This window comes from Paraburkholderia humisilvae (assembly GCF_902859855.1).
In the GTDB taxonomy this organism is placed as follows: domain Bacteria; phylum Pseudomonadota; class Gammaproteobacteria; order Burkholderiales; family Burkholderiaceae; genus Paraburkholderia; species Paraburkholderia humisilvae.
This window is the reverse complement of the sequence record NZ_CADIKH010000007.1, coordinates 139,636-165,117: the sequence shown is the minus strand read 5'-3', so window position 1 is coordinate 165,117 and position 25,482 is coordinate 139,636. Positions and strand designations below refer to the sequence as shown.

The window sequence follows — 25,482 nt, the reverse complement described above, 5'->3', positions numbered from 1 at the left end:
GGGCCGACGCGAAACCGCATGACCGAATTCAAAGACACCCAGCAGCAACTCAACAAGTTCCGTTTGCGCGTCGCCGCCGCGGGGCTGTTCGTGTTCGTGTGCTTCGGGCTGATCGCGTTCCGCTTCCTGTTCCTGCAGGTGTGGCACTACAGCAAGTATTCGCTGCAGGCGGACGAGAACCGCATCTCGGTCGCACCGATCGTCCCGAACCGCGGCATCATCACCGATCGCAACGGCGTGGTGCTCGCGAAAAACTACTCGGCGTACACGCTCGAAATCACGCCGTCGAAGCTGAACGACACGCTGGAAAACGTGATCGACAAGCTCTCGACGGTCATCACCATCGACGCGCGCGACCGGCGCCGCTTCAAGAAGCTGCAGGAAGACTCGAAGAACTTCGAGAGTCTGCCGATCCGCACGCGGCTCACTGACGATGAAGTCGCGCGCTTCACCGCGCAGCGCTTCCGCTTTCCGGGCGTCGAAGTGCGTGCGCGGCTGTTTCGCCAGTATCCGCTCGGGCCGACCGCCGCGCACGTGATCGGCTATATCGGCCGGATTTCGCAGCGCGACCAGGAACAAATCGACGATATCAGCGACCAGAACGACAGCGACCCCGATCACTACGATCCGCGTCTGGATGCGAATAACTACAAGGGCACCGACTACATCGGCAAGATCGGCGTCGAACAGAGCTACGAAACCGAACTGCATGGCCTGACCGGTTTCGAGGAAGTCGAAGTGACGGCCGGCGGGCGGCCGGTGCGCACGTTGTCGCGCACCCAGGCGACGCCCGGCAACAACCTCGTGTTGTCGATCGATATCGGCTTGCAGCAGGTTGCGGAGCAGGCCTTCGCGGGCAAGCGCGGTGCGCTGGTTGCAATCGAACCGTCGACCGGCGACGTGCTCGCGTTCGTGTCCGCACCGAGCTTCGATCCGAATGCGTTCGTCGACGGCATCGACCAGCCGACGTGGGACGAGCTCAACAACTCGCCCGATCACCCGCTGCTGAACCGGCCGCTGCACGGCACCTATCCGCCGGGCTCGACATACAAGCCGTTTATGGCGCTTGCCGCGCTGACGCTGCACAAACGTACGCCGCAATGGGGCTTTCAGGACCCCGGCTCGTATACGTTCGGCGGTCACACGTTCCGCAACGACGTGCCGCAGGGTCAGGGCTGGATCGACATGAACCGCGCGATCATGGTGTCGAACGACACCTACTTCTACATGCTCGCGCACGATCTCGGCGTCAATGCGATCGCGAACTTCATGAAGCCGTGGGGCTTCGGCCAGATAACCGGCATCGATATCGCCGGCGAGGCCCGGGGCATCCTGCCGTCGACCGAATGGAAACGCAAGGCGTATCGCAGGCCCGAGCAGCAGAAATGGTACGAAGGCGAGACGATCAGCCTGGGCATCGGCCAGGGCTATAACTCGTTCACGATCCTGCAGCTCGCGCACGCGACCGCGACGCTCGCCAACAACGGCGTGTTGATGAAGCCGCACCTTGTGAAGGAAATCGAGAACCCGATCACACACCAGACGCGCCTCACCGTGCCAAGCGACGAAGGTCGCACCAACGTGTCGCAGGCGGACATCGACGTGGTCAAGCGCGGGATGGAAAACGTCACGACGAACCCGTCGGGCACCGCGTATCAGGTATTCCGTAACGAGCCGTTTGTGGTCGCGGGCAAGACCGGCACCGCGCAGGTGTTTTCGCTGCAGGGCCAGAAGTACCATGGACATGCACTCGCCGAGCATCTGCGCGATCATGCGCTGTTCATCGCGTTCGCGCCAGCCGACGACCCGAAGATCGCCGTCGCGCTGGTCGTCGAAAATGGCGGCTGGGGCGCACAGGCCGCGGGCCCGATCGCGCGGCGCGTGATCGACTACTATCTGATCGACCGCTTGAAGCCCGGCGTCGAACAGGCAGCGGTCAGCGCCGCGGCATCCGCCACCGAGGATGCATCAGCGCCGGTGATCAGCACTGCGCCAGCGCCGGTCGCACAGGAAGCCGCGACCGCGCAGCCGGTGAACGTCGCAGCCGGCTATACGCCGTTGCCGCCGCCGCCCGGCGCCGCACGGCGGGCTGCGCCGCTATCGGCATCAGGTGTGGATGCCGCAGTGGACGCCGCCTCGGCCGTGACACCGGCGACACCGGCGTCAGCGCCTGCGGGCGCGTCGGGCGTGCGTGGCGCTGCTGCCGCCTCGGGCGCCTGGGCTGGAGCCGCGGCTTCCGCCGTCGGCGCACGCCGCCGCGCCACGCCGGCGAGCGCGGATCAAGCCAACGCATCATCCGCGGCGGCCGAGCTGGGTGCCTCCACGCCGGTCAAAACGCAACCCCGGCCGTCCGGACCGCACCCGCGGCGTCCGGCCAGCGACGCCGCCCCCACCGCCGCGATTCCGCAGCGCGACGAGAGCGCGCAACCCGCGCCGCCTGCCGCGCCCGCCACCGGCGGCATCGACGAATAAGGAGAAAGGCATGCAATTCGACAAGCGCGCCTGGCTCGACCGCATCAAACGGATGTTCGCGGGCTTCGACAAGCCGCTCGCATTGATCGTGTTCCTGTTGCTGTGCGTGGGCATCGTCACGCTCTATAGCGCGAGCCTCGATATGCCGGGACGTGTCGAGGACCAGTTGCGCAACATCATGCTGACGTTCGTGCTGATGTGGATTCTCGCGAACGTGCCACCGAATACGCTGATGCGCTTCGCGGTGCCCGCCTATACATTCGGCGTCGCGCTGCTGATTGCGGTTGCGCTATTCGGGCTCACGCGCAAGGGCGCGAAACGCTGGATCAATGTGGGCGTCGTGATCCAGCCGTCCGAGATTCTGAAGATCGCGACACCGCTGATGCTTGCGTGGTATTACCAGCGGCGTGAAGGGGTCATGCGCTGGTACGACTACCTCGTCGGGCTCGTGATTCTCGCGATTCCCGTCGCGCTGATCGCGAAGCAGCCGGATCTCGGCACCGCGGTGCTGGTGTTCGCCGCGGGTCTCTTCGTGATCTACTTCGCCGGCTTGAGCTTCAAGCTGATCGTGCCGGTGCTGATCGCCGGCGTGATCGCGGTCGCGTCGATCGCGACGTTTCAGGACAAGATCTGTCAGCCTGAAGTGCAGTGGCCGCTGATGCACGACTATCAGAAACACCGGATCTGCACACTGCTCGACCCGACATCCGATCCGCTCGGCAAGGGCTTCCACACCATTCAGGCGGTCATTGCGATCGGCTCGGGCGGCCCGCTCGGCAAGGGCTGGCTGAAGGGAACGCAGGCGCACCTCGAGTTCATTCCGGAGAAGCACACCGACTTTATCTTCGCGGTATTCGCCGAAGAATTCGGCCTCGCCGGCGGGCTCGTGCTGCTCACGCTCTACATGGCGCTCATCGCGCGAGGGCTCTATATCGCGGCGAACGGCGCGACGCTCTTTGGACGTTTGCTGGCCGGCTCGCTGACGATGGCATTCTTCACCTACGCATTCGTCAACATCGGGATGGTGAGCGGGATTCTGCCGGTGGTCGGCGTGCCACTGCCGTTCATGAGCTATGGCGGCACTGCGCTGACGACGCTCGGCGTCGCAATCGGCCTGATCATGAGCGTGTCGCGGCAAAAGCGGTTGATGCAAAGCTAGCGAGGCGACGAGTCAGGCAGGGAACAGCGCAAAGAGAGACGCGTGTGCGTCTCTCTTTCGCTTTGTGCACTTGCTTTGAGGCGGCCCGCATGTTCGCACGGGATGAGGTGCACGGGCGGCCGTCGCCGGAAAGGAAAGGCTATTGCGGCTTCGCCTCGTGCGACTCGCGCAACTGCGCACTCAACTGCTCATACTTGAGTCGCGCAGCCGGGTCGCCCTGCGCCGCCGCGGCCGCATAGTACGCGCGCGCGACGTTAAGGTTCTGCGGGACGCCGTCGCCGCCGCGCTCATAGAAGGAGCCGGTCACATATTGCGCGGTCATGTCGCCGCCTTCGGCGGCCTTCTTGTACCACAGGAACGCCTGCTGGTTATCGCGCGTGGTGCCGCGACCGTCGAGAAACTGGTTCGCAAGCGCGAGTTCGGCCTGAACATGCCCTTGCTTCGCGGCCTTCAGGAACCACTGATGCGCCTGCGCCGGATCGCGGCTCACAAACTCGCCGTCGTCATACATCTTCCCGTACACATACTGCGCGTGCGACATGTTTGCGTCCGCAGCCTTGCGCAGCCATTTCTTCCCTTCATCGACGTTCGCCGGGCCGCCCTCGCCGTTCAGCAACATCATCGCGTAGTTGAACTCGGCGAGGCGGTTGCCGCGCTGCGCGGCCTTGCGGAATTCCGCGAGCGCCGAGGTCAGATTGCCGGCGTTGTAATCGGCGACCGCAGTCTGCGTTTCGGCGTCCGCTGGCCTTGGGTTGAATGCCTGCGCGTCGGCTGCCCACGCACTGGCTGCCATCAGCGTCGCCGATACGCTCAGCGCAACCACTGCGCCGGTACGTGCCGCCGCGTGCGCCCACTGGCGCGAAATCTTATTCATGACCTGACCTCCTGCAACGACTGCCGCGTCATACGTAACAGCCACATCACGTCGGCAGCGAGCGAGATGAAGCGAAAACCCGCGTCGCGATAGTGCCGTGCACTCACGACGTCCGTCGCAAAGATTCCCGAAGCGATATGCGCGTTCTTTGCAACTTGCACAATATGTGCCATCGCTTGCTGTACGTCCGGATGTCTGGAATCTCCAAGGTGCCCAAGGCTTGCCGCGAGGTCCGCGGGTCCGACAAACAGGCAATCGATGCCCGGCGTCGCCGCAATCTGCTCGACCTGCTCAAGCGCGCGCGCAGACTCGATCTGCGCAATCGTCGCGATCTGCGCATTGGCGTTCTGCAAATAATCGCGGCGCATTCCGTACGCGGCGGCACGCACCGCGCCGGCGACGCCGCGCAGTCCATCCGACGTTTCCGCGCCCGGGTATTGCGTGAGGCGCACCGCGTAAGCGGCTTCATCGGCGGATTCGATATTCGGGAACATCAAGGTGCGTGCGCCCGCATCCAGTACGCGCTTGACGACCCAGGGCTCGGCCACCGGCACGCGCACGACCGGCTCGCTCGGCAGGTGTGCGGCGGCAATCGCGCGCAGCTGCTCGGTCACGTCGACGCTATCGTTCGGCGCATGCTCCATGTCGATCAGCAGCCAGTCGAAACCGGCATGCGCAAGCGCCTCCGCGACATTGGCGCTGCCCAATGACAACCACAGCCCGTACAGCGGATCGGGATCCTTCAGACGCAGCTTCAGCGGATTCGTAAACGTGCTCATCGCCGCGCCTCCGCGTCACACGTTGCGCCGCAAAATGGCCCGGAAAGCGCGCCGGTACGGCACGCGCGGCGCGCGCCGCTGGGGTTCTGCTGCGCGGTGGTGAATACTGTGACGGACACAGCGTTGGGTGTCGTGTTGGCCGGCATGGTCTCGCTCCGGGTGGTTATCGGAACGATCATACCGTGACAATAACGCCTTTAACGGCGACCGACCGAACGCACCTTATTCGCGCACAAAATCCGCCCAGCAATTCGGCGTTTCGTACAAACGCACGCGCTGCAGCCGCAGATTCACACCGTAATGCGCGTCGTAGACGTTGGCGAGAATGCCGAACGCAACCGCCGCGAGATTTTCTACGGTCGGAATGCGGTCGAGCACCACCGTCTTGTGGCCGGGCATCGAATCGAGAAAACGGCGCACCTGGGTGTCGCCTTCATAGACGATGAACGCATGGTCCCACCGATCGACAAGGTGCTCCATCGCGAGCGACTTCACGTCCGCGAAATCCATCACCATGCCGCAATCGGGCGCGCCTTCCGTTTCCACCACGTCACCCTGCAGCGTGATCTCGAGCACATAGCGATGCCCATGCAGATTGCGGCACTGGCTGCGGTGGTCGGGAATGCGGTGGCCCGCGTCGAATTCGAGTTTTCGGGTAATGGTCAGCACGGCGATCAGGGGATGTTCAGGTACTTGTGGGTTTGCATCGACAAGCGCCAACGCGGGTGGCGCTTGCACCAGTCGATCGCGAGTTTCGTATTGATATCGCGCGACGGGCCGTCCATCGGCTGGACGAGGAAGTAATCGAAATCGAGCTTTTCGTAGTCGGACAGACGCTGATTATCCTGCGGGATCACGACCTTCAGCTCATTGCCCTTCGTCACGACGAGCGGCGCATCGGCCTTCGGACTCACGCAGATCCAGTCGATCGTATCGAGTACCGGCAGCGAACCGTTCGTTTCGATCGCGATCTCGAAGCCCGCGGCATGCAACGCATCGACGAACGGCGGATCGATCTGCAGCATCGGCTCGCCGCCCGTACACACGACGAAGCGCTCGCCTTCGCCGGCAGGCCACAGCGACGCGATCTTCGCGACGAGTTCAACGGCGTCGCGGTATTTGCCGCCGTTTTCGCCATCGGTGCCGACGAAGTCGGTATCGCAGAAACGGCAGACGGCATCCGCGCGATCTTCTTCACGGCCCGACCACAGGTTGCAACCGGCAAACCGGCAGAACACAGCGGGACGACCGGCGTTCGCGCCTTCGCCTTGCAGCGTGTAGAAGATTTCCTTGACCGCGTACGTCATGCTGGTTCTGCCAAATGCACTGTGATGAACGATGTCCGTGTGGATTACCTGATCGATCGTGGTAACCGTTGGGTTGGCCTGCTGGCCGCTTACGCGGCTTGTGCCGCTTGTTCCATTTGAGCCGCTGCTTGCGCCATTTCCGCCATTGCACCGCGTGGTGGCGTCAGTCGACGGTCCGTCAGCGTGTCACACCGGCGCGCTGACCTGTTCGCCGGCCAGATACGCTTCGTAGCCGCGTTTGCGCAACCGGCACGCGGGGCACTCGCCGCAGCCGAAGCCCCAATCGTGCAGCTCGGCACGCTCGCCGACGTAGCAGGTGTGCGTCTCGAGGCGAATCAAGCCGACCAGCGCGTCGCCGCCTAGCTGATGCGCCAGCCGCCACGTATCGGCCTTGTCGAGCCACATCAGCGGCGTTTCGACGACGAAGCGGCTGTCCATGCCGAGATTCAACGCAACCTGCAGCGCCTTCAATGTGTCGTCGCGGCAATCGGGGTAACCGGAGAAGTCCGTCTCGCACATACCGCCGACCAGTACCTGCAAACCGCGCCGATAAGCGATCGCCGCGGCGATCGTCACGAACATCAGATTGCGGCCCGGCACGAACGTATTAGGCAGGCCGCTCGCGGCGGTCTCGATCTCGATTTCGCGCGTCATGGCGGTGTCGCTGATCGAGCCAAGCACCGACAGATCGATCAAATGATCTTCGCCGAGCCGCGCGGCCCATTCGGGAAACGCGTCGGCAATCGCCGCCCGAAAGCTGCCACGACATTCGAGTTCGACACGATGCCGCTGCCCGTAGTCGAAACCGAGCGTTTCGACCGTTTCATAGCGGTCGAGCGCCCAGGCGAGGCACGTGGCCGAATCCTGGCCGCCGGAAAACAGCACCAGCGCACTGCGCTTCGCATCGTTGCGAGTCACCGTGATACTCCGTGAAGGCTCAAAGGGTCATGGTCGCGCCGGCATCGATGCCGGCTCAAGCAGTATAGACATGGGCCTCGCTGCGTGAAGCGGACTGACTGATGCCGATGACCGGTGGCCCCGAAACACAAAAGGGCTTGCGACCGGACAGTGCAAGCCCTTGAATTTTTAAGATTTTATCACGCCGCACCGGGCCCTGCCGACGGCGCCTGCGCGGCGCGCGGCACAGATCGCGCTTCACGTGGGCCGCCAGATATCGAAAACCCAACGCACGCCATATACGAAAAGCCCCAGGAATCTTGCGATGTCCTGGGGCCGAATTCTGGTGGCCTGGGGCGGAATCGAACCACCGACACGCGGATTTTCAATCCGCTGCTCTACCAACTGAGCTACCGGGCCAACGAAGAAGCGAGAGTATAACAAAGCGCGCCGCCTGCCTCAAGCCCCTTCCGGCAATTTGTCCGCCGGTGGGTGGCGCGCAAAGCAGACGGGGGAGCGCAGCAGGAAGACCGGCAGGGAAATCGCGTCACGGCAACGCTCATTCGCTCTTGTTCTTGCCGAGATCCACACCGAGCTGCTTGAGCTTGCGATACAGGTGCGTGCGCTCGAGCCCGGTCTTTTCCGCGACGCGCGTCATGCTGCCGTTCTCGCGCGCGAGGTGATACTCGAAGTACGCGCGTTCGAACGCATCGCGCGCATCGCGCAGTGGGATGTCGAACGATATCGACGTGGTCTGCGCAGGCAGCGCGCCCACGCCCGCGCTATCCGCCGCGAGCATCGGCAATGCGGCGGCCGATGCCACCGCCGACGCATTCGCCGACAACGCCGGCTTCGCCGCTGCGCCGCCCGCCGCGGCACTCGAACTGCCACGCGCGAGTCCCTGCTCGACGGCCTTCAGTAACTTCTGCAGCGCAATCGGCTTTTCGAGGAAGTTCAGCGCGCCGATCTTCGTCGCTTCGACGGCTGTGTCGATAGTCGCGTGGCCCGACATCATGATCACCGGCATCGTCAGCAGCCCTTGCGCCGCCCATTCTTTCAGCAATGTGACGCCATCGGTGTCAGGCATCCAGATGTCGAGCAGCACCAGGTCGGGTGCCTGGCGCAGCCGGTACTCACGCGCGTCCTGCGCGTTCTCCGCGACTTCGACGACGTGCCCTTCGTCGCTGAGGATCTCCGAGAGCAATTCCCGGATGCCCATTTCATCATCTACCACCAGGATGGTTGCCATTTACGCTGCCCTTGTCTGCACTGTTGCTTTTGTCGTTCCCTGCGACGCGCCGCTGCGCACCGTCTGCGACCCGGTCGATGGTCCTCCTGCTTGAGGTCCATTGCCCGGCGCCGCATTGTCCGCGAGTTGAAGGAAGAGAATCGAGATCTGCGCGCCTTCGATCACATCGCCTGACCTGAGACGATTGCGGATGTCGATGCGCGCGCCGTGTTCGTCGACGATCTTCTTGACCATCGCCAGCCCTAGTCCAGTTCCTTTGGCTTTGGTCGTCACATAAGGTTCGAACGCACGGGTCAGGATGCGCGCGGGGAAGCCCGAGCCATTGTCCGATATCGTAAGGCGCACAGCGATGCGGGTTTTGCCGTCCGCATCGGGATCGCCATATTCTACTGTCCGCGTCTCGAGCGTTACACGTGGATGCTCGACTTCCGACACCGCGTCCTGCGCATTCTGCAGCAGGTTGTGGATCACCTGGCGAAGTTGCGTTGCATCGCCACGGATCACCGGCAAGTCGGCCATCTCCACGGCGATCGGGCTCTTGCCTTCCTCGATGCCGTACAGCGTCAGCACTTCGCTTACGAGTTCATTAAGCTGCAAATTGGCGAGCACCGCAGGCGGCGTGCGTGCGTAGTCGCGGAAATCGTCGACCATCTGCTTCATCGCGGCGACCTGGTTCACGATGGTTGTCGCACCGCGCTTCAACACATCCGCATCGTGCGGCGCGAGCTTGTCGGCAAGCTTCATCTGCAGGCGCTCGGCGGAAAGCTGAATGGGCGTGAGCGGATTCTTGATCTCATGCGCGAGACGCCGTGCGACTTCGCCCCATGCGATCGAACGCTGCGCGGAGATCACGTCGGAGATATCGTCGAACACCACCACGTAGCCCGAGGTTTGCAGGTCGTCGGCCTCATCGGCCGACGTCGCGGACAGTAGCCGCGCGCCTCGCACGAGCAAGGTGAGCGGGTCCGACTCGCCCGGCACCGGTATCGAGATCTGCTGCTGCCAGTGGCCGTCATCGTGCTGGCCATTGCCGCCCGCCGCCTCGCGATCCGCGAATGCCTTGCGCATCATCGTGCCGAACTCGCTCAGCACGGTGATCCGATCGAGCGGCGAGCCGAGCGCCTTCTGGAACGGCTGGCGGAAAATACGCTCGGCGCCGCGGTTAGCGGTCGTGAGTCTGAATTGCCGGTCGAACACGAAAACGCCGGCGGTCAGGTTCGCCAGAATACTCTCGAGGTACGCCTTCGAATGTTCGAGCGCGATCCGGTTGTTTTCGACCGCCGCGCGCGCTTCGGACAGCTGCCGCGTCATCGCGTTGAACGACTGCGTCAGGAAGCCGAGTTCGTCGCGCGACTTGATCTCGCGCTTGGGCGTGTAGTCGCCTTCGGTCACTTCCTTCGTACCCTGGGCAAGCAGGAACAGCGGCCGCGCGAGCTGGTTGCCGAGCGCGAGCGCGAGCATCATCGCGATAAAGGTCGCGAGGAACAGCGCGAGCGTCAGCGTGCCGATGTACATCTTGCGCAAGCCGGTACGGCCCAGCGCCTTCTCCTGATACTCGCGGTAGGCGCGCTGCACCGCATCCGCATTGCGCGCGAGCGACGCCGACACCGGCTGCGTCAGCTGCAGGAAGCGGTCGGTCGGTTGCAACTGCGCGGCGTTCGTATCCGGAATGCGCTGCACGATGCGCAAACGCAGAACGCCCTTGCTGCCCAGCGCGTTAGGATCGCCATCCACTTCGCCTTCGATCGCCGCGAAGCCGCGGCCCCGCGCCTGTTCGATCATCAGCGGCGTCGGCAGATCGTTCGGCACCAGCGACGCGTAGTTGCCGGTTGCCTGCGCAACGACATGCATGTCCGGCGATGCGCCCGACATGCTGCGCACCGGTTCGACGATCGTCGCATCCTGCACGCCGAACTGATCGCGCAGGCGCAAAAGCGTAAGCGTGGTGCCCGCCGAATCGGAATTCGCGAGCTGCTCGGCCATCAGGCGGCCCTTCGTCTGCAGATCGGACAACGACGCGTCGAGCATGCCGCGACCGAGGCTCAGGCCCGACGTCAGCGCGGTCTCGACATTCACGTCGAACCACGATTCGATACTGCGCGACACAAACTGATACGACACGATGTAGATAATGCCGCCCGGCACGACGCCGACGAGCGCGAAGAAGAAGGCGAGCTTCGCGAGCAGCCGTGTGCCGAACTTGCCCTTGCGCAAGCGCGAGATGATCACGACGACCAGCACCGCCACGACCACCATGAAGATCAGCGCAACCGCGATATTGGCCGTATAGAGCCACTGATAGTAGCGGTCGAAGAATTCAGTATTTGCGCTCGCCGCTGCAAGCAGCACGAGCAGCAGGACGGCCGTGACCGCCACCGTCGACACCAGCAAACGCACGACGATGCTGCTGACACTGGTGGCGCGGCGCACTCTATTTAGCACGATCGCTCACCGTGAAGGTAAAACGCTTCCAGTCGGAAGCAAGGTTCCAGTCGCGATTGTTGACCGCGTCGATCTGGAACGGCTTGGGCATCAGTGCGATATCGAGCTGCATCCGCACCGATGCCGTGTAGGTCTCCCCCGCGCGAACCTGGTTGCGGTCGATCACATGCCATGACGTCACGTGCTTGATCACCGATAGCGCCTCGTTCAGCGTACTGAAACCGAGTTGCAGGCCACCTGTCGATACGCGGTATTCGCGCGTAAGCGGCTGGAACGACAGGCGAATGCTCTGCGACACACTGACCGGCTGCTCGTCGAACCAGTACCAGCGCGGGCGGCTCAACTCGAAGTCGGTCGTGAAGTAAAGCGGAATGCCTTTATTGACTGCGTCCTCGAGGTTGCTGTTCAGATCGAACTCGAACCGCGCATCGAGGCTCCATCCATTGCTGTCCGATTGCAGCGACGCCCGCTGAACCGCGATCGAATCGGCGCGCGCCGGCCCGGCTGCGGTCAGGCAAAGGGCCAGCGCCATCCAGAGCGCGACCGCGAGCCGTAGCGGAAAAAGGCGTTGGGTGATCACCGTTTCTGAAAGCGCGCGTAGAAGAATCCGTCGTGGTCTGGGTTCGAGCCGGTGGTCCATCCGGCGCGAGAACCGGCCGATGTGTCGGCGGGCGCGCGAGCAACTGCGGGCAGCAGTTGCCCCGGCGCGTCCAATCGTACCGCATCCTGATGGTTGTTTCCAAACCACAGTGCCTGCATCTCGCCCTCATCGGGCAGGATCGAGCACGTGACATACAGCAACTCACCGCCTGGTTTCACAAGCGGCCACAGCGCGGCGAGGATGCGCCGCTGCTCGGCCACGAGCGCTGGAATATCCGCCGCACGGCGCAGCCAGCGAATGTCCGGATGACGGCGCACGATACCCGATGCGGAACACGGCACATCGGCCAGGATGCGATCGAAGCTCGGCCCGGCCGGATCATGCCACGCGGATGGATCGCCCGCGTCGCCGATACGAACGTCTGCCGCGAGACCCAGGCGTCGTAGATTTTCGCCGATACGTTGGGCACGCGACTGATCGCTCTCCAGCGCGACCAGATCGAGATCGGCGAGTTCGAGCAGATGACCGGTCTTACCGCCGGGCGCCGCGCACGCGTCGAGCACGCGCATGCCGTTGCGCACCGCGAGCGATTGCGCGGCGAGCTGCGCGCCGGCGTCCTGCACGGAGACGACGCCTTCGCGAAAGCCGGGAATGCGGTCGACGGGCATCGGTACAGCGAGGCGAACGGCCTGCGAGCCGACCTGCGTCGCCGCGATCTGACGGTCACGCAACGTTTGCAGATAATCATCGACGCTCGAACGGCGGATATTCACGCGTAACGTCAATGGACCTTGCGTGTTGCCCGCTTCGAGAATGTCCTGCCATGCGTCGGGCCACGCGTTGCGCACGGCGTCGATCCACCAGCGCGGATAGTTCCAGCGCGCGACTTCGTCACGCTGCGATTCGGCAATCAATGCGTTGCGCTCGCGCAGGAAGTTGCGCAGGACCGCGTTGGCCAACCCCTTCGCGAACGCGAATTCGCGGCGCGCGCCGACCGCTTCGACTGCCTGGTCGACCACGGTGAACGGCGTATAGGCGGCGGACGCTTCGTCATCGATCAGCAGCGCGAAGGCACACGCAAGCAGATGCGCGACGTGCGGCACAGGCGCCTTGTGGACCAGTTTCGCGACTAACCACTCGGCGAGTCCGAGGCGCCGCATCGTCCGATACGCGATGTCCTGCACGGCCCCATGCGACGCAGTCGCGCTGGCTTCAGGCAACGATGCGAAGACCGTACCGAGCGCGGCAGGCAACGCGGCGCCGAGGCGCACCGCGCCGACCGCCTGTGCCGCGCAATCGAGCGCGAAGCCGAGGGACTCCGGGGCAAGTTGCGGCGTGGAAAGGCGGGGTTCGCGAGCGCGCGTTGACGGCGCGACGGCGCGTGGGGACGGCTTTCGGGTCATGAAAAGGGACAGGGCGGGCACCGTGAGTGCGAGCGGTCTAAACGGCACATTGTAGCGTGGTGCGGATGTCGGACAGACCGGTGACCGTGCACGTGTGCATGATCAGCAACAGTGCCGGCTCGCGGCGTTTGCAGGTTGGGACGACGTTTTGTAGCGCGCACGTGCTTGCCACGTTGGCCACGGTTGCCAACAGTCGCGCGACAGCGGAGATAGTGCGCATCACACACAAAACGGGCGAGCCTTGCGGACTCGCCCGTTTTCAAACCGGCATGGTGGTGCAGTTGCGTTCCTGAGGATGTGCGCTTAGTCGAATCGGCCGGTCCGCGCCATCTCCATCAGGCGAGCAATACGCTCCTCGGTGGCCGGGTGGGTCGAAAACAGATTCGCGATGCCGCCACCTGACAGCGGATTCATGATCATCATCTGCGCGGTTGACGGATGCGCCTCCGCAGTCGGGAACGGGATGCCACTCGCGTAGCGATGGATCTTGTCGAGCGCCGACGCAAGCGCTTGCGGGTCGCCGGAAATCTGCGCACCACCACGGTCCGCTTCGAATTCGCGGGCGCGCGATATCGCCATCTGGATCAACGCGCCGGCAATAGGCGCCAGCAGCGCGATCGCGATTCCTGCGATCGGATTCGCCGGCCGGCCATTTTCGTCACGGCCGCCAAAGAACAACGCGAAGTTCGCCAGCGCGGAGATTGCGCCGGCCATCGTTGCGGAGATGGTCGAGATAAGAATGTCGCGGTGCTTCACGTGCGACAGTTCGTGCGCCATGACGCCGCGCATTTCACGCTCGGACAGCACGCGGAGAATGCCGGTGGTCGCGGCGACGGCCGCGTGCTCCGGATTGCGGCCGGTCGCGAACGCGTTGGGCTGGTCTTCGTCGATCAGGTAGACACGCGGCATCGGCAGGTTGGCGCGCGTGGCGAGCTCGCGCACCATCCGGTAGAACTGCGGCGCGCTGGTTTCGTCCACTTCGTGCGCGTTGTACATGCGCAGAACCATTTTGTCCGAGAACCAGTACGAAAAGAAATTCATGCCGAGCGCGAACAGCAGCGCGATGAACATGCCGCGTTGCCCGCCGATCATGCCGCCGATCACGATGAAGAGGGCCGTGATCGCGGCCATCAACATCGCGGTTTTAACCCAGTTGAACATGTCCAGTACTCCTTGCCCGGGAACCCTGTGTCGTGCCGTCACGGACGGCGAGTGATTGTAAGCAATTTGTTAGATATGGGCATACCGGAAAAATTCAATCAGCGCGATGCGGTTGCGAGCTTCAGACCGAGCCCGACAAATGCGCTGCCGACAACGCGGTCGAGCCACTTCTTCACGGCGGGTTGGCCGGAGAAGCGGCGCGTGACGCTTCCGGCGACCCACGCGACGAAGCTGTTCCACACGGTGCTCATCACCACGAAGACGACGCCGAGTGCGAGAAACGCCAAAGCCTTGTGATCCGTGCCGGCGTTGACGAACTGCGGGAAAAACGACACGAAGAACAGCACGACCTTCGGGTTCAGCACGTTGGTCCAGAACCCTTGCAAAAACAGCTGGCGCATCGATTTCGGCGCCGCCAATGCGGGCTGCTGCGCGCTAGCGGTCGCCGGCGCGCTGCCTGCGGGCTTCGCCAAGACCAGTCGCACGCCGAGGTAGATCAGATAGATCGCGCCAACGAACTTGATCACCGTGAACGCGGTGGCCGATGCGGCAAGCAAAGCGGTCAGACCGAACGCGCACGCGAGCGAATGCACGCAGCAACCGGCAGAAATTCCCAGCGCCGACATCAGCCCGGCTGAGCGACCCTGCGCGACGCTGCGGCCGACGATGTACGCGGTATCGGGACCCGGCGTGACATTCAACAGAAACACGGCGACGAGAAAAAATCCGAAATGGGTAATGCCGAACATGAAGGTCTCGAAAGTTGGCGCAATCGCGACGAAGATCGCATTGAAGATTCTAACGCGCGGTAAAGCGGCGAAGCGAGTCGGCCGAACGGACGATGGCGGCTGCGGTCACCGGCTGTTAATGTTGGCCGCGCGATTCGCCCTGCTGTTTGCCCGGTTATTCGCCGGGTTGTTCGCCGGGTTGTTCGAAGCGCTGGCCGACCGCGAGCGTCGAACCGGTGAGAAATTCGCGCGCGGCTAGTCGCTTGCCGCCTGGCTTTTGTAGTTGCGTCACGCGCAGCGCGCCGTCGCCGCACGCGACGACCACGCCATCCGCGGAGACCTCGACGATCGTGCCCGGCTGCGCGGTGCGCAATGCAGCAACGGCAGTCGCAGACCAGATCTTGAGCGACGTGCCGTCGAGCGTGGCCGCGCCGCCCGGGAATGGATCGAACGCGCGCACCTGGCGCGCCAGCTCGACGGCGGCGCGCCGCCAATCGAGCGCGGCCTCCTGCTTGCCGATCTTTTCCGCGTAGGTCGCACCGTCTTCCGGCTGCGGCGTAGACGGTAGTCGGCCATCGCGCTCGAGCGTCGCGAGTGCTTTGACAATCTGTTGGGCGCCCAGCGCGGCAAGCCGGTCATGCAGGGTCGCCGTGGTGTCGTCATCGCGAATCGCCGTGCGCGTGTCGGCGATCATCGGGCCGGTGTCGAGGCCCGCATCCATTTGCATCAGCGTGATGCCGGTTTCCGTATCACCGGCTTCGATCGCGCGGTGAATCGGCGCGGCGCCGCGCCAGCGCGGCAACAACGATGCGTGGATGTTGATGCAGCCGTGCGGCGCAATATCGAGCACTTCCTGCGGCAACAGCAGCCCGTACGCGGCGACCACCATCACGTCGTGACGCGTGGTGCGCAGCAGATCGATCGCCGCTGCCGCTTCGGCGGGAAACTTGCCATGACGGCGCAGCGACGGCGGTTGCGCGACCGCGATGCCTTGCTCCTGCGCGTAGCGCTTGACCGGGCTCGCCTGCAATTTCATGCCGCGCCCGGCAGGCCGATCCGGTTGCGTCAGCACGAGCGGCACCGCAAACCCGGCTTGATGGATCGCGGCGAGCGCAGCCGCCGCGAATTCAGGCGTGCCGGCAAAAATAACGCGCAACGAATGGCTCATAAGCAGAAACGCCTGATACGGAAGCAACGAAACAGCAGCGATGAAGCACGGGCCAAAGTGACGCTCAGCGAGAGCGTCACATCGCGTGCGCGAGCTTCTTCATCTTGCTCTTGATGCGGGTTTGCTTGAGCGGCGACAGATACTCGACGAATACGTGGCCCATCAGGTGATCCATCTCGTGCTGGATGCAGACCGCAAGCAGATCTTCGCAGTCGATCTCGTACGTTTCGCCCTTTTCGTTGAGTGCGCGTACGCGCACTTTTTCGGCGCGCTCGACGTTGTCGTAAATACCCGGCACCGACAGGCAGCCTTCCTCGGAAATCTTCTTCTCGTTGCTCGACCAGACGATTTCCGGGTTGATAAACACACGCAGTTCGTCGTGGGTATCCGACACGTCGATCACGATGACGCGCTCGTGCACGTCGACTTGCGTCGCCGCGAGGCCGACGCCGGGCGCGGCGTACATCGTTTCGGCCATATCGGCGACCAGCTTGCGAATGCGGTCGTTGACGACCTCGACAGGCTTGGCGACCTTGTGCAAGCGTTTGTCCGGGTAATTGAGGATATTCAGTAAAGCCATGGTCATCAGGTTCAGTGAAGCGCCGCCACGGATACGACAGTCGCGCAATAGGCCGTTCGGCCAGCTTGTCAGCCTGGCGGCACGCGCACAGGATAGATAGCGACAGAAGCCTTTCGATTCAACGCCCGAGGGCGCGAGAGGCGCGAACAGCGGCCCCGGATCGACAGGTTCATGCGCGAAAACGCGGCGTCACCGTATGTTTTGGGTCGAATTATTTCGGATCATGAAAATTTTAGCATGGCCCCCGCTCACGGGGGCCGCGCTGGAGGTTTGACGTTTCAATGCAATCCATAGCGAAAACCGATCGGGAAATCGCCGCCTGGCTGCGGCTTACGATGGCGCCGGGCCTGAAACCAGCCGCGTTACGCACCTTGCTCGCGAACTTCGGTCTGCCAGACGCGGTACTTGGCCAATCTTTCGAGTCGCTTGCCCGCGTGACGGACGAAGCGTCAGCCCGCGCCATACTTGGCGCCCCCGGCGCGGCTTTCGCGGCGCAATTTGACGCGGTGCTTGCATGGCGCGACGTGTCGGGCAACACACTGCTCACACTCGACGACCCGGCCTATCCGCCAATGCTGCTGACAACGTCCGATCCGCCACCGCTGCTATATGTAAAGGGACACCTCGCGCCGCTGCATGCGCGCAGCGTCGCGGTGGTCGGCAGTCGCAACGCGACACCACAGGGCGCAGAAGACGCGCATCGTTTCTCCCGTGTGTTTTCCGATGCAGGCGTGGCGGTCGTGTCCGGACTCGCGCTCGGTATCGATGCAGCCGCGCATCGCGGTGCACTGGCCGGCCGGGCCGGCACGGTCGCCATTGTCGGTACGGGCGCGGATATCGTCTATCCGCCTGCCCACCACGGGCTTGTGCGGGAAATCGCGTCAAATGGCGCGATTCTCTCCGAATGGCCGCTCGGCACGCCGGCGCGTCCCGCGCATTTTCCGCAACGCAATCGTCTGATCGCAGGGCTGGTCAGCGGCGTGTTGATCGTCGAAGCGGCGATGCGGTCGGGTTCGCTGATCACCGCGCGACTGGCAAACGAAATGGGGCGGGATGTCTTTGCGCTGCCGGGCTCGATTCACGCGCCGCTGTCGCGCGGTTGCCATCGAATGATTAAACAGGGCGCAAAGCTGATCGAAACACCAGAAGACGTTCTCGAGGAACTGGGCGTGCCGCCGCCGCAGCCCGGTGACGCGAGCGACTCCAGCGCCCAGTTGCCGCTGCTGGCGCAACACGACGCGGCTGCCCATGCGTTGCCGCCCGACGCCCGACGGCTGCTCGACGCGCTCGGCCACGCACCCGCGACGCTTGAAATTCTCGCCGCACGCACCGAAATGGACCCGACGGCGCTCCAGGGCGCGCTGCTGCGGCTCGAGCTATCGGGCCAGCTGACCGCGCTGCACGGGGGGCGCTACGTCCGCGCCGGTCACAGCCGGTAACGCGCCGTGCTACATTCGCGCCAAATCGCTTACGAAAATACGAGTCTCAAGGAATTCCCATGCCCGCGCTGAATCTCGACACTGACCAGGACCGAATCGCAGAGCGCGTCAACGACCGCGACACGCTATTCGTTGCGTGTCTGTGTGCGCAGTGGTGTGGAACCTGCCGGGAGTACCGGGAAGCATTCGACGCCATCGCGGACAGGCATCCGGACATCTGTTTCGCATGGATCGACATCGAAACGCATGCCGATCGCTTCGACGACCTTGACGTGGAAAATTTCCCAACCATCCTGATTGAAGACGCAGTGACCACCCGCTTCTTCGGCACCGTGTTGCCGCAACCGGGGATCGTCGAACGTATGCTGGTCGATCTGACTGCGCTGCCGGGGGTCACCGGCGCGCCGAAACTGAGGCCCGCGCTCGCCGCGGTGTGACGTACATCGAAGGCGCCGGCGGGCTCGCGGAGGTCGGCACGGCGGCATGCGAATTGCGAAATACGCGAGAGCCGGTTGTGCCACGCTTGCTGAATGCACTGGCACGCAATTAAGATGGGCCGCTTTTTCCGTACTGGTTGCCGCCACGGCGGCGTGTGCTATAAAGCGGTCGTTAATAGGTACGCGACCGGAAAAGCGAACGAGCGTCAGATAAGGGCGCGATCCGCGCCGGTGGCACCCGAATTCACCCACTCACAATAGTCATGTCCAAAGCACTGATCATCGCCGAAAAGCCTTCCGTCGCGAACGACATCGCGCGCGCTTTGGGCGGCTTTACCAAGCATGACGAGTACTTCGAGAGTGACGACTACGTCATCTCGTCGGCGGTCGGCCATCTGGTCGAAATCGCCGCGCCCGAAGAATACGAAGTGAAGCGAGGCAAATGGAGCTTCGCTCATCTGCCGGTCATCCCGCCACATTTCGACCTCAACCCGATTGTAAAGAGCGAGTCGCGGCTCAAGGTCCTGACGAAGCTGCTCAAGCGCAAAGACATCGAGCGGCTGATCAATGCATGCGACGCGGGACGCGAAGGCGAACTGATTTTCCGCCTGATCACGCAGTACGCGAAAGCGAAGCAGCCGGTGCAGCGCCTGTGGCTGCAATCGATGACGCCCGCCGCGATCCGCGATGGCTTTGCGCATCTGCGCAGCGACCACGACATGCAGCCGCTTGCCGACGCCGCGCGTTGCCGCTCGGAAGCCGACTGGCTGGTGGGCATCAACGGCACGCGCGCGATGACCGCGTTCAACAGCAAGGGCGGCGGTTTCTTCCTGACCACGGTCGGCCGCGTGCAAACGCCCACGTTGTCGATCGTTGTCGAGCGCGAGGAGAAAATCCGTCGCTTCGTGCCGCGCGATTACTGGGAGGTGAAGGCGGAGTTCGTCTGCGCGGCGGGCTTCTACGAGGGCCGCTGGTTCGACCCGAAGTTCAAGCGCGACGAATTCGACCCGGAGAAGCGCGACTCGCGGCTGTGGAGTCTGCCGGCCGCGGAAACGATCGTTGCCGCGTGTCGCGGACAGATCGGCACGGTCAGCGAGGAATCGAAACCGTCGACCCAGCTTTCGCCCGCGCTGTTCGATTTGACGAGCCTGCAGCGTGAGGCCAACGGCCGCTTCGGCTTCTCGGCGAAGAACACGCTAGGGCTCGCGCAAGCACTGTACGAGCGGCACAAGGTGCTGACCTATCCGCGTACCGACGCACGCGCGCTGCCCGAAGACTATCTGGAGACCGTCAAGAGCACGCTCGATATGCTCAAGGAGAGCAACAACTATCTGCCGTTCGCGAAACAGGTGCTTGACAAGGGCTGGGTGAAGCCGAACAAGCGCATCTTCGACAACTCGAAGATCAGCGACCACTTCGCCATCATCCCGACGTTGCAGGCGCCGAAGTCGCTGTCGGAGCCGGAGCAGAAGCTGTACGACCTCGTCGTCAAGCGCTTCCTCGCGGTGTTCTTCCCGGCCGCCGAGTACAAGATTACGACGCGTCTCACCGAAGTCGTCGGCCATCACTTCAAGACGGAAGGCAAGGTGCTCGTCGAACCGGGCTGGCTGCAGGTCTACGGCCGCGAAACGACTGGCGAAGATGCGAGTCTCGTCCCGGTGCAGAAGAACGAGAAGGTGAAGACCGACAAGATCGCCGCGCAACAACTCGTGACGAAGCCGCCGGCGCGCTACAACGAAGCGACGCTGCTGTCGGCGATGGAAGGCGCGGGCAAGCTCGTCGAAGACGACGAGCTGCGCGAGGCAATGGCCGCGAAGGGCCTCGGTACGCCAGCCACGCGAGCCGCGATCATCGAAGGTCTGCTAGGCGAAAAGTACCTGGTCCGCGAAGGCCGCGAACTGATTCCGACGGCGAAGGCATTCCAGTTGATGACGCTGCTGCGCGGGCTTGACGTAAAGGAACTGACCGCGCCCGAGCTGACCGGCGAATGGGAATACAAGCTGTCGCAAATGGAGCGCGGCAATCTTCAGCGTGACGCGTTCATGCAGGAAATCGCCCGCATGACGCAAACCATCGTCAAGCGCGCGAAGGAATACGACTCGGACACGATCCCGGGCGACTACGCGACGCTCGAAACGCGTTGCCCGAATTGCGGCGGCCAGGTGAAGGAGAACTATCGCCGCTTCGCGTGTACGAAGTGCGAGTTTTCGATCTCAAAGATTCCAGGCGGCCGGCAATTCGAAATTCCGGAAGTCGAGGAACTGCTGCAGAAGAAGGAGATCGGGCCGCTGTCGGGGTTCCGCAGCAAGATGGGCCGCCCGTTCTCGGCCATTCTGAAGCTTTCGTTCGATGACGAGATCAAGAACTACAAGCTCGAGTTCGACTTCGGCCAGGACCAGGGCGGCGAAGACGGCGAAGCGCCGGACTTCTCCGGCCAGGAGCCGGTTGGCGCTTGCCCGAAATGCCACGCGCGCGTGTTCGAGCACGGCATGAGCTATGTCTGCGAGAACTCGGTCGCGAATCCGAAGACCTGCGACTTCCGCTCGGGCAAGGTGATCCTGCAGCAGGAAATCGCGCGCGAACAGATGGCGAAGCTGCTCGAAGCAGGCCGCACGGATCTGCTGACGAACTTCAAGTCGTCGCGCACCGGCCGGAATTTCAAGGCGTTCCTCGTCAAGCAGAGCGACGGCAAGATCGGCTTCGAGTTCGAGAAGAAAGAGCCTTCGGCGAAATCCGCGGCGAAGTCGGCCGCCGGTAAGGCCGCCGCCGCGAGAAGCAGCGCGGCCGAAGCGGCGAACGACGAGGCGGCCGATACCGACGTACTGACTGCGGAGAAAGCACCGGTAAAGACCGCGTCGAAGGGAGCGGCGGTCAAGGCAGCCGCGGCGAAGAAGGCGCCGGCAAAGAAAACCGCAACCAAACCGGCAGCGAAATCAACTGCCCGGAAGACAGGATCGTAACGAAGCACGGTCGCACGGCACTTCGCGAAGGCAACGTCAGCGGCAAACCCCGACGCAATCGGCCCGCAAGCAAACGCCCGAGCCTGCACGCAAACGCGACCGTCATGATCTTCCCGCAACAAAAAAGCGCAGCCGCTGATGTCGGCTGCGCTTCCTGTTTCTTACAAACTTCCTACTAAAGTGTGCCTGCTATGTGTCTGCCAGGTGCGTCAATGTGCCGCACCCAACGCAACGGCACCCCGGCACCCCGGCACCCTGACGCCCGCATCGGCGCACTTACCGCACGAGCCGCGACGGCAACGGCCCACGACGGTGATGCACACCCGGCGGCTGTTTCTGCGGCGCGAGCTCACCGTCGAGCAGAGCCGACAACGGCTCAGCGCCGTCGAATGCTTCCGGAGGCACAACCGTTGCGCCGGCGTCATGCATCGATGACAGCGGCACCGGCTCAAGGCCGTCCTTGATCCACTGCTCGCCAAGCAGGCTGTTCGGCGTCTGGCTGAAATGCTCGACGAGGTGATCGATGAACGTACGCACCTTCGCCGGCAGATGGCGTCGGCTCGGATAAGCGATGTTGATCTCGACCTGCGGCAACCGATAGTCGCTCAGCAGGCGCACCAGCTTGCCGCGCGTCGTATCGCGGCCGATCAGATAGCTCGGGAGAATGGCGATACCCATGCCGAGCAGCGCGAACTGGCGCAGCATTTCGGTGTTGTTCGCGACGATCACGTTGGTCGGCCGCACGCGCACCTCGCCGTCCGGACCGGTAAATACGCGCTCGTCACCCCAGTACTCGGACGGCAGCGACAGACACGGATGCTCGAGCAACTGCTCCGGACGTGTCGGCATACCGTGCTTTTCCAGATACGCAGGCGTCGCGCAAACGGTCATACAGCCGGTGGTCAGCCGCCGCGTCACGATGCTCGCGCTGCGCATATGACGCGCAATGACGACGCCGACATCGAACCCTTCCTCGACCAGATCGACCTGGCGATCGACTAGCGTCACGTCCGGAATGACTTTCGGATACCGTTCCGCATAGGTTTGCAGCACCGGCGCGAGATTGTGTAGCCCAAATACAACCGGCGCGACGATGCGCAGTGTGCCGACCGGCTCGTGGTTACGCGCGACAACCATCTGCTCGACGTCTTCCAGCTCGTCCAGAATCTGGCGTGCGCGCTCCAGATAGACTTGGCCGGACTCGGTCAGTGACAGACTGCGTGTCGTGCGGTTGAGCAGCCGGGTGCCTAGACGGCCTTCGAGATCCGCGACGTGACGGGTGGCGACTGCGTTCGAAATATCCATCGCGCTAGCCGCGCGGGCGAAACTGCCGAGATCCGCCACTCTGACGAATACTCTCATCGACTGCAAATGATCCATTGACGACTCTCCTGCTGTGTTGCCGCTTCCATCCGAAGGTGAGGCCGGAAGCACATCTGGAATTCTCCTACGACTAGGGAAAACGTGCAGAAGTTGCCCAACTTCGACCAATTTTCATGAAAATTTGCACTATCTTATTCGTAAGCGGAATGCAGGCTCACACATTGTTCCACAAACCGAAACAATGTGCTGCGATGCAGCCAAACCTGCTGTATACAGGTGAACAGCGAAAGCGGTCACTTTGTTCCAAGAAAGCGCAAAGAAAACAGACGTGACTCGCACAGGCAAAAAAGAAGCCGCCCGCGCGGACGGCTTTTGGACAGGCGCCGGCATGCGCCGGCACGGGTTTGAGTCTTCCGCAGGCTACGCGGCGAGTTTGCGTTCGAGCGCCGATCGGGTGTCCTTCAATGCCGCCGGCAAGCCATGTTGCAGTGTGTCAAACAGATCGGCGTGCAGCGCGAGCTCGGCTCGCCACGCTTGATCGTCGACGGAGATCACCTGTTCGAACTGTTCGCGGGTGAAATTGAGCCCACTCCAATCGAGATCCTCGTAGCGCGGCGAGAAACCGAATGCATGCTCAGTTCCGGCCGCGCTGCCGTCGATGCGGCCGACCATCCATTGCAACACGCGCATGTTTTCACCGAAACCCGGCCAGACGAACTTGCCATCCGGCCCCTTGCGGAACCAGTTCACGCAGAAAATCTTCGGCATCGGCGTGTTCATCCTCGCGAGGCGCGCGCCCGTCTTCAGCCAGTGGCCGAAGTAGTCGCTCATGTTGTAACCGCAGAACGGCAGCATCGCGAACGGATCGCGCCGTACGACGCCTTGCTGGCCAGCCGCGGCGGCGGTCGTCTCGGAGCCCATGGTCGCGGCCATATAGACGCCTTCAACCCAGTCGCGCGCTTCGGTCACGAGCGGCACGGTCGTCGAACGCCGGCCGCCGAACACAAACGCGTCGATCGGCACACCTGCCGGATTCTCCCAATCCGCGTCGACTGACGGACACTGCGCGGCCGGCGCGGTGAATCGTGCATTCGGATGCGCGGCCTTGCGGCCGGTTTCCTTGCCGATGGCCGGCGTCCAGTCCTTGCCCTGCCAATCGATCAAATGCGCGGGCGGCGCGTCGGTCATCCCTTCCCACCAGACGTCGCCATCATCGGTCAACGCGACGTTCGTGAAAATCACGTTCTCCTTGAGCGTCGCCATCGCGTTGAAGTTGGTTTTCTCACTGGTGCCCGGCGCGACGCCAAAGTAGCCCGCTTCCGGATTGATCGCATACAGGCGTCCGTCGCGGCCCGGTTTGATCCAGGCGATGTCGTCGCCGATCGTCGAGATCGTCCAGCCGTTCAGCCCTTCCGGCGGAATCAGCATCGCGAAGTTGGTCTTGCCGCACGCCGACGGAAACGCGGCCGCGACGTAATGCTTGCGCCCTTGCGGTGACGTCACGCCGAGAATCAGCATATGTTCGGCGAGCCAGCCTTCGTCACGGCCCATCGTCGAGGCGATGCGCAATGCAAAACATTTTTTGCCGAGCAACGCGTTGCCGCCGTAACCGGAACCGTAGCTCCAGATCTCGCGCGCTTCAGGGAAATGGACAATGTACTTCGTGTCGTTGCACGGCCAGCGCACGTCCTGCTCGCCGTCCGCAAGCGGCTTGCCGACCGAGTGCACGCACGGCACGAACTCACCGTCCTCGCCGAGCACGTCGTACACCTTGCGGCCCATGCGCGTCATGATGCGCATGTTGGTCACCACATACGGGCTATCGCTCAGCTCGACACCGATGTGTGCGATCGGCGAACCGAGCGGTCCCATCGAAAACGGCACGACGTACATCGTGCGGCCGCGCATGGCGCCATCGAACAGGTCATCGAGCGTCGCGCGCATCTCGCCGGGCTCGATCCAGTTGTTCGTCGGGCCCGCATCTTCGCGTCGCTTCGAACAGATGAAAGTGCGATCTTCGACACGCGCGACATCCGACGGATCGGACCAGGCCAGATACGAATTCGGGCGCTTTGACGCGTTGAGCTTGCGCAGCATGCCCGCATCGACCATTTGCGCGCACAGCCGGTCGTACTCCTCCTGCGAGCCATCACACCACACGACGCGCGCGGGCTTCGTCAACGCAGCGATGTGCTGCACCCAATCGATCAGTTTTCGGTTTTTGACCCAGCCAGGCGCTTGCACGTCGATATCGACGAGCGTGCCTGCTTTGAACGCGGGATGATTCATCGAGCTGTCTCCGTTTTAGAAAAGTAATTGAAAACAGTACAAGCCCAGCGACACGGCATGCCACCCTGTCCGATCACGTGCGCAACCCAGGCTCATCGCACGCGATGAGCGCGGCGCGCGCGGCATGCGATCTCGCAGGTCGCGAAGGCCATCAGCCTGTTACGCCGCGCGTGATCATCGATGATCACCGCTCGCTGCGCCGCTGTGAAACGGT

20 protein-coding genes and 1 tRNA gene are annotated in these 25,482 nt (G+C 63.2%); 5 read left to right on the top strand and 16 right to left on the bottom strand.

Translation table 11 applies throughout. The features are described 5' to 3' along the window. Window positions 1-18 precede the first annotated feature (18 nt). Both mrdA and rodA read left to right on the top strand, forming a co-directional pair. A complete protein-coding gene (gene mrdA, locus HV796_RS09190; RefSeq protein WP_175226161.1) occupies window positions 19-2,472 on the top strand; it encodes a penicillin-binding protein 2 in 2,454 nt (817 codons plus the stop codon). Window positions 2,473-2,482: 10 nt separating this feature from the next. Then, window positions 2,483-3,631 carry a rod shape-determining protein RodA gene (rodA, locus tag HV796_RS09185; RefSeq protein WP_175226160.1) on the top strand — a complete coding sequence of 383 codons (1,149 nt, stop codon included), beginning with the start codon at window positions 2,483-2,485 and terminating at the stop codon, window positions 3,629-3,631. A gap of 139 nt (window positions 3,632-3,770) precedes the next feature. Here the strand turns inward: rodA and HV796_RS09180 are convergent, their stop codons facing one another. From HV796_RS09180 to def, 14 genes are all read right to left on the bottom strand, one after another. Continuing rightward, window positions 3,771-4,424, bottom strand: coding sequence for a tetratricopeptide repeat protein (locus HV796_RS09180; RefSeq protein WP_246355782.1), 654 nt, complete (start codon window positions 4,422-4,424; stop codon window positions 3,771-3,773). A 77-nt stretch (window positions 4,425-4,501) separates the two neighbouring features. Next, the gene (locus tag HV796_RS09175) at window positions 4,502-5,284 is read right to left on the bottom strand and encodes an HpcH/HpaI aldolase family protein (RefSeq protein ID WP_175226158.1); all 783 of its coding nucleotides are present in this window, start codon (window positions 5,282-5,284) and stop codon (window positions 4,502-4,504) included. 222 nt (window positions 5,285-5,506) lie between these two features. Continuing rightward, on the bottom strand, window positions 5,507-5,953 hold the full coding sequence (gene queD / locus HV796_RS09170) for a 6-carboxytetrahydropterin synthase QueD (protein WP_175226157.1): 447 nt from the start codon (window positions 5,951-5,953) through the stop codon (window positions 5,507-5,509). A 5-nt stretch (window positions 5,954-5,958) separates the two neighbouring features. Then, a complete protein-coding gene (gene queE, locus HV796_RS09165; protein WP_175226156.1) occupies window positions 5,959-6,591 on the bottom strand; it encodes a 7-carboxy-7-deazaguanine synthase in 633 nt (210 codons plus the stop codon). A gap of 186 nt (window positions 6,592-6,777) precedes the next feature. Further along, window positions 6,778-7,509, bottom strand: a complete 732-nt coding sequence (gene queC, locus HV796_RS09160; RefSeq protein WP_175226155.1) for a 7-cyano-7-deazaguanine synthase QueC — start codon at window positions 7,507-7,509, stop codon at window positions 6,778-6,780. A 323-nt stretch (window positions 7,510-7,832) separates the two neighbouring features. Then, window positions 7,833-7,908 (bottom strand) — tRNA-Phe (locus HV796_RS09155). A 139-nt stretch (window positions 7,909-8,047) separates the two neighbouring features. Further along, window positions 8,048-8,737: a response regulator transcription factor EsaR gene (esaR, locus tag HV796_RS09150; protein ID WP_175226154.1), complete on the bottom strand. Its 690-nt coding sequence runs from the start codon at window positions 8,735-8,737 to the stop codon at window positions 8,048-8,050. Beyond that, on the bottom strand, window positions 8,738-11,179 hold the full coding sequence (locus tag HV796_RS09145) for a sensor histidine kinase (protein ID WP_175226153.1): 2,442 nt from the start codon (window positions 11,177-11,179) through the stop codon (window positions 8,738-8,740). Continuing rightward, on the bottom strand, window positions 11,169-11,711 hold the full coding sequence (locus HV796_RS09140) for a DUF4390 domain-containing protein (protein ID WP_377693786.1): 543 nt from the start codon (window positions 11,709-11,711) through the stop codon (window positions 11,169-11,171). The genes HV796_RS09145 and HV796_RS09140 overlap by 11 nt, the downstream gene beginning before the upstream one ends. A gap of 44 nt (window positions 11,712-11,755) precedes the next feature. Next, window positions 11,756-13,183 (bottom strand): 16S rRNA (cytosine(967)-C(5))-methyltransferase RsmB, encoded by a 1,428-nt coding sequence (gene rsmB / locus HV796_RS09135; RefSeq protein ID WP_175226151.1) that lies wholly within the window; start codon window positions 13,181-13,183, stop codon window positions 11,756-11,758. A gap of 303 nt (window positions 13,184-13,486) precedes the next feature. Then, window positions 13,487-14,344, bottom strand: coding sequence for a zinc metalloprotease HtpX (htpX, locus tag HV796_RS09130; RefSeq protein WP_175226150.1), 858 nt, complete (start codon window positions 14,342-14,344; stop codon window positions 13,487-13,489). A gap of 98 nt (window positions 14,345-14,442) precedes the next feature. After that, complete coding sequence (locus tag HV796_RS09125) at window positions 14,443-15,093, bottom strand: LysE family translocator (RefSeq protein WP_175226149.1); 651 nt, start codon at window positions 15,091-15,093, stop codon at window positions 14,443-14,445. A gap of 154 nt (window positions 15,094-15,247) precedes the next feature. After that, on the bottom strand, window positions 15,248-16,240 hold the full coding sequence (gene fmt / locus HV796_RS09120; RefSeq protein ID WP_175226148.1) for a methionyl-tRNA formyltransferase: 993 nt from the start codon (window positions 16,238-16,240) through the stop codon (window positions 15,248-15,250). A gap of 76 nt (window positions 16,241-16,316) precedes the next feature. Further along, window positions 16,317-16,820 (bottom strand): peptide deformylase, encoded by a 504-nt coding sequence (gene def / locus HV796_RS09115; RefSeq protein ID WP_175226147.1) that lies wholly within the window; start codon window positions 16,818-16,820, stop codon window positions 16,317-16,319. Window positions 16,821-17,101: 281 nt separating this feature from the next. Here def and dprA point away from each other — a divergent pair, with 281 nt between their 5' ends. From dprA to HV796_RS09100, 3 genes are all read left to right on the top strand, one after another. Next, on the top strand, window positions 17,102-18,259 hold the full coding sequence (gene dprA / locus HV796_RS09110; RefSeq protein WP_175226146.1) for a DNA-processing protein DprA: 1,158 nt from the start codon (window positions 17,102-17,104) through the stop codon (window positions 18,257-18,259). 59 nt (window positions 18,260-18,318) lie between these two features. Continuing rightward, a complete protein-coding gene (locus HV796_RS09105) occupies window positions 18,319-18,696 on the top strand; it encodes a thioredoxin family protein (RefSeq protein WP_175226145.1) in 378 nt (125 codons plus the stop codon). 263 nt (window positions 18,697-18,959) lie between these two features. Continuing rightward, window positions 18,960-21,656 carry a DNA topoisomerase III gene (locus tag HV796_RS09100; protein WP_175226144.1) on the top strand — a complete coding sequence of 899 codons (2,697 nt, stop codon included), beginning with the start codon at window positions 18,960-18,962 and terminating at the stop codon, window positions 21,654-21,656. A gap of 276 nt (window positions 21,657-21,932) precedes the next feature. On the opposite strand, the gene HV796_RS09095 is transcribed toward HV796_RS09100, so the two are convergent. Together HV796_RS09095 and HV796_RS09090 are read right to left on the bottom strand one after the other, a co-directional pair. Next, the gene (locus HV796_RS09095; protein ID WP_175226143.1) at window positions 21,933-23,036 is read right to left on the bottom strand and encodes a LysR family transcriptional regulator; all 1,104 of its coding nucleotides are present in this window, start codon (window positions 23,034-23,036) and stop codon (window positions 21,933-21,935) included. Between the two features lie 363 nt (window positions 23,037-23,399). Next, on the bottom strand, window positions 23,400-25,268 hold the full coding sequence (locus HV796_RS09090; RefSeq protein WP_175226142.1) for a phosphoenolpyruvate carboxykinase (GTP): 1,869 nt from the start codon (window positions 25,266-25,268) through the stop codon (window positions 23,400-23,402). Window positions 25,269-25,482: the final 214 nt, after the last annotated feature.

What these genes read in the sequence shown, in the direction of transcription:
- dprA (WP_175226146.1), top strand. Translation starts at nt 17,102, where the DNA reads ATGCAATCCATAGCGAAAACCGATCGGGAAATCGCCGCCTGGCTGCGG.
- rsmB (WP_175226151.1), bottom strand. Translation starts at nt 13,183, where the DNA reads ATGACCCGAAAGCCGTCCCCACGCGCCGTCGCGCCGTCAACGCGCGCT.
- HV796_RS09095 (WP_175226143.1), bottom strand. Translation starts at nt 23,036, where the DNA reads ATGGATCATTTGCAGTCGATGAGAGTATTCGTCAGAGTGGCGGATCTC.
- queE (WP_175226156.1), bottom strand. Translation starts at nt 6,591, where the DNA reads ATGACGTACGCGGTCAAGGAAATCTTCTACACGCTGCAAGGCGAAGGC.
- htpX (WP_175226150.1), bottom strand. Translation starts at nt 14,344, where the DNA reads ATGTTCAACTGGGTTAAAACCGCGATGTTGATGGCCGCGATCACGGCC.
- HV796_RS09105 (WP_175226145.1), top strand. Translation starts at nt 18,319, where the DNA reads ATGCCCGCGCTGAATCTCGACACTGACCAGGACCGAATCGCAGAGCGC.
- esaR (WP_175226154.1), bottom strand. Translation starts at nt 8,737, where the DNA reads ATGGCAACCATCCTGGTGGTAGATGATGAAATGGGCATCCGGGAATTG.
- rodA (WP_175226160.1), top strand. Translation starts at nt 2,483, where the DNA reads ATGCAATTCGACAAGCGCGCCTGGCTCGACCGCATCAAACGGATGTTC.
- mrdA (WP_175226161.1), top strand. Translation starts at nt 19, where the DNA reads ATGACCGAATTCAAAGACACCCAGCAGCAACTCAACAAGTTCCGTTTG.
- HV796_RS09175 (WP_175226158.1), bottom strand. Translation starts at nt 5,284, where the DNA reads ATGAGCACGTTTACGAATCCGCTGAAGCTGCGTCTGAAGGATCCCGAT.
- HV796_RS09125 (WP_175226149.1), bottom strand. Translation starts at nt 15,093, where the DNA reads ATGTTCGGCATTACCCATTTCGGATTTTTTCTCGTCGCCGTGTTTCTG.
- HV796_RS09100 (WP_175226144.1), top strand. Translation starts at nt 18,960, where the DNA reads ATGTCCAAAGCACTGATCATCGCCGAAAAGCCTTCCGTCGCGAACGAC.
- fmt (WP_175226148.1), bottom strand. Translation starts at nt 16,240, where the DNA reads ATGAGCCATTCGTTGCGCGTTATTTTTGCCGGCACGCCTGAATTCGCG.
- def (WP_175226147.1), bottom strand. Translation starts at nt 16,820, where the DNA reads ATGGCTTTACTGAATATCCTCAATTACCCGGACAAACGCTTGCACAAG.
- HV796_RS09140 (WP_377693786.1), bottom strand. Translation starts at nt 11,711, where the DNA reads ATGGCGCTGGCCCTTTGCCTGACCGCAGCCGGGCCGGCGCGCGCCGAT.
- HV796_RS09090 (WP_175226142.1), bottom strand. Translation starts at nt 25,268, where the DNA reads ATGAATCATCCCGCGTTCAAAGCAGGCACGCTCGTCGATATCGACGTG.
- HV796_RS09180 (WP_246355782.1), bottom strand. Translation starts at nt 4,424, where the DNA reads ATGGCAGCCAGTGCGTGGGCAGCCGACGCGCAGGCATTCAACCCAAGG.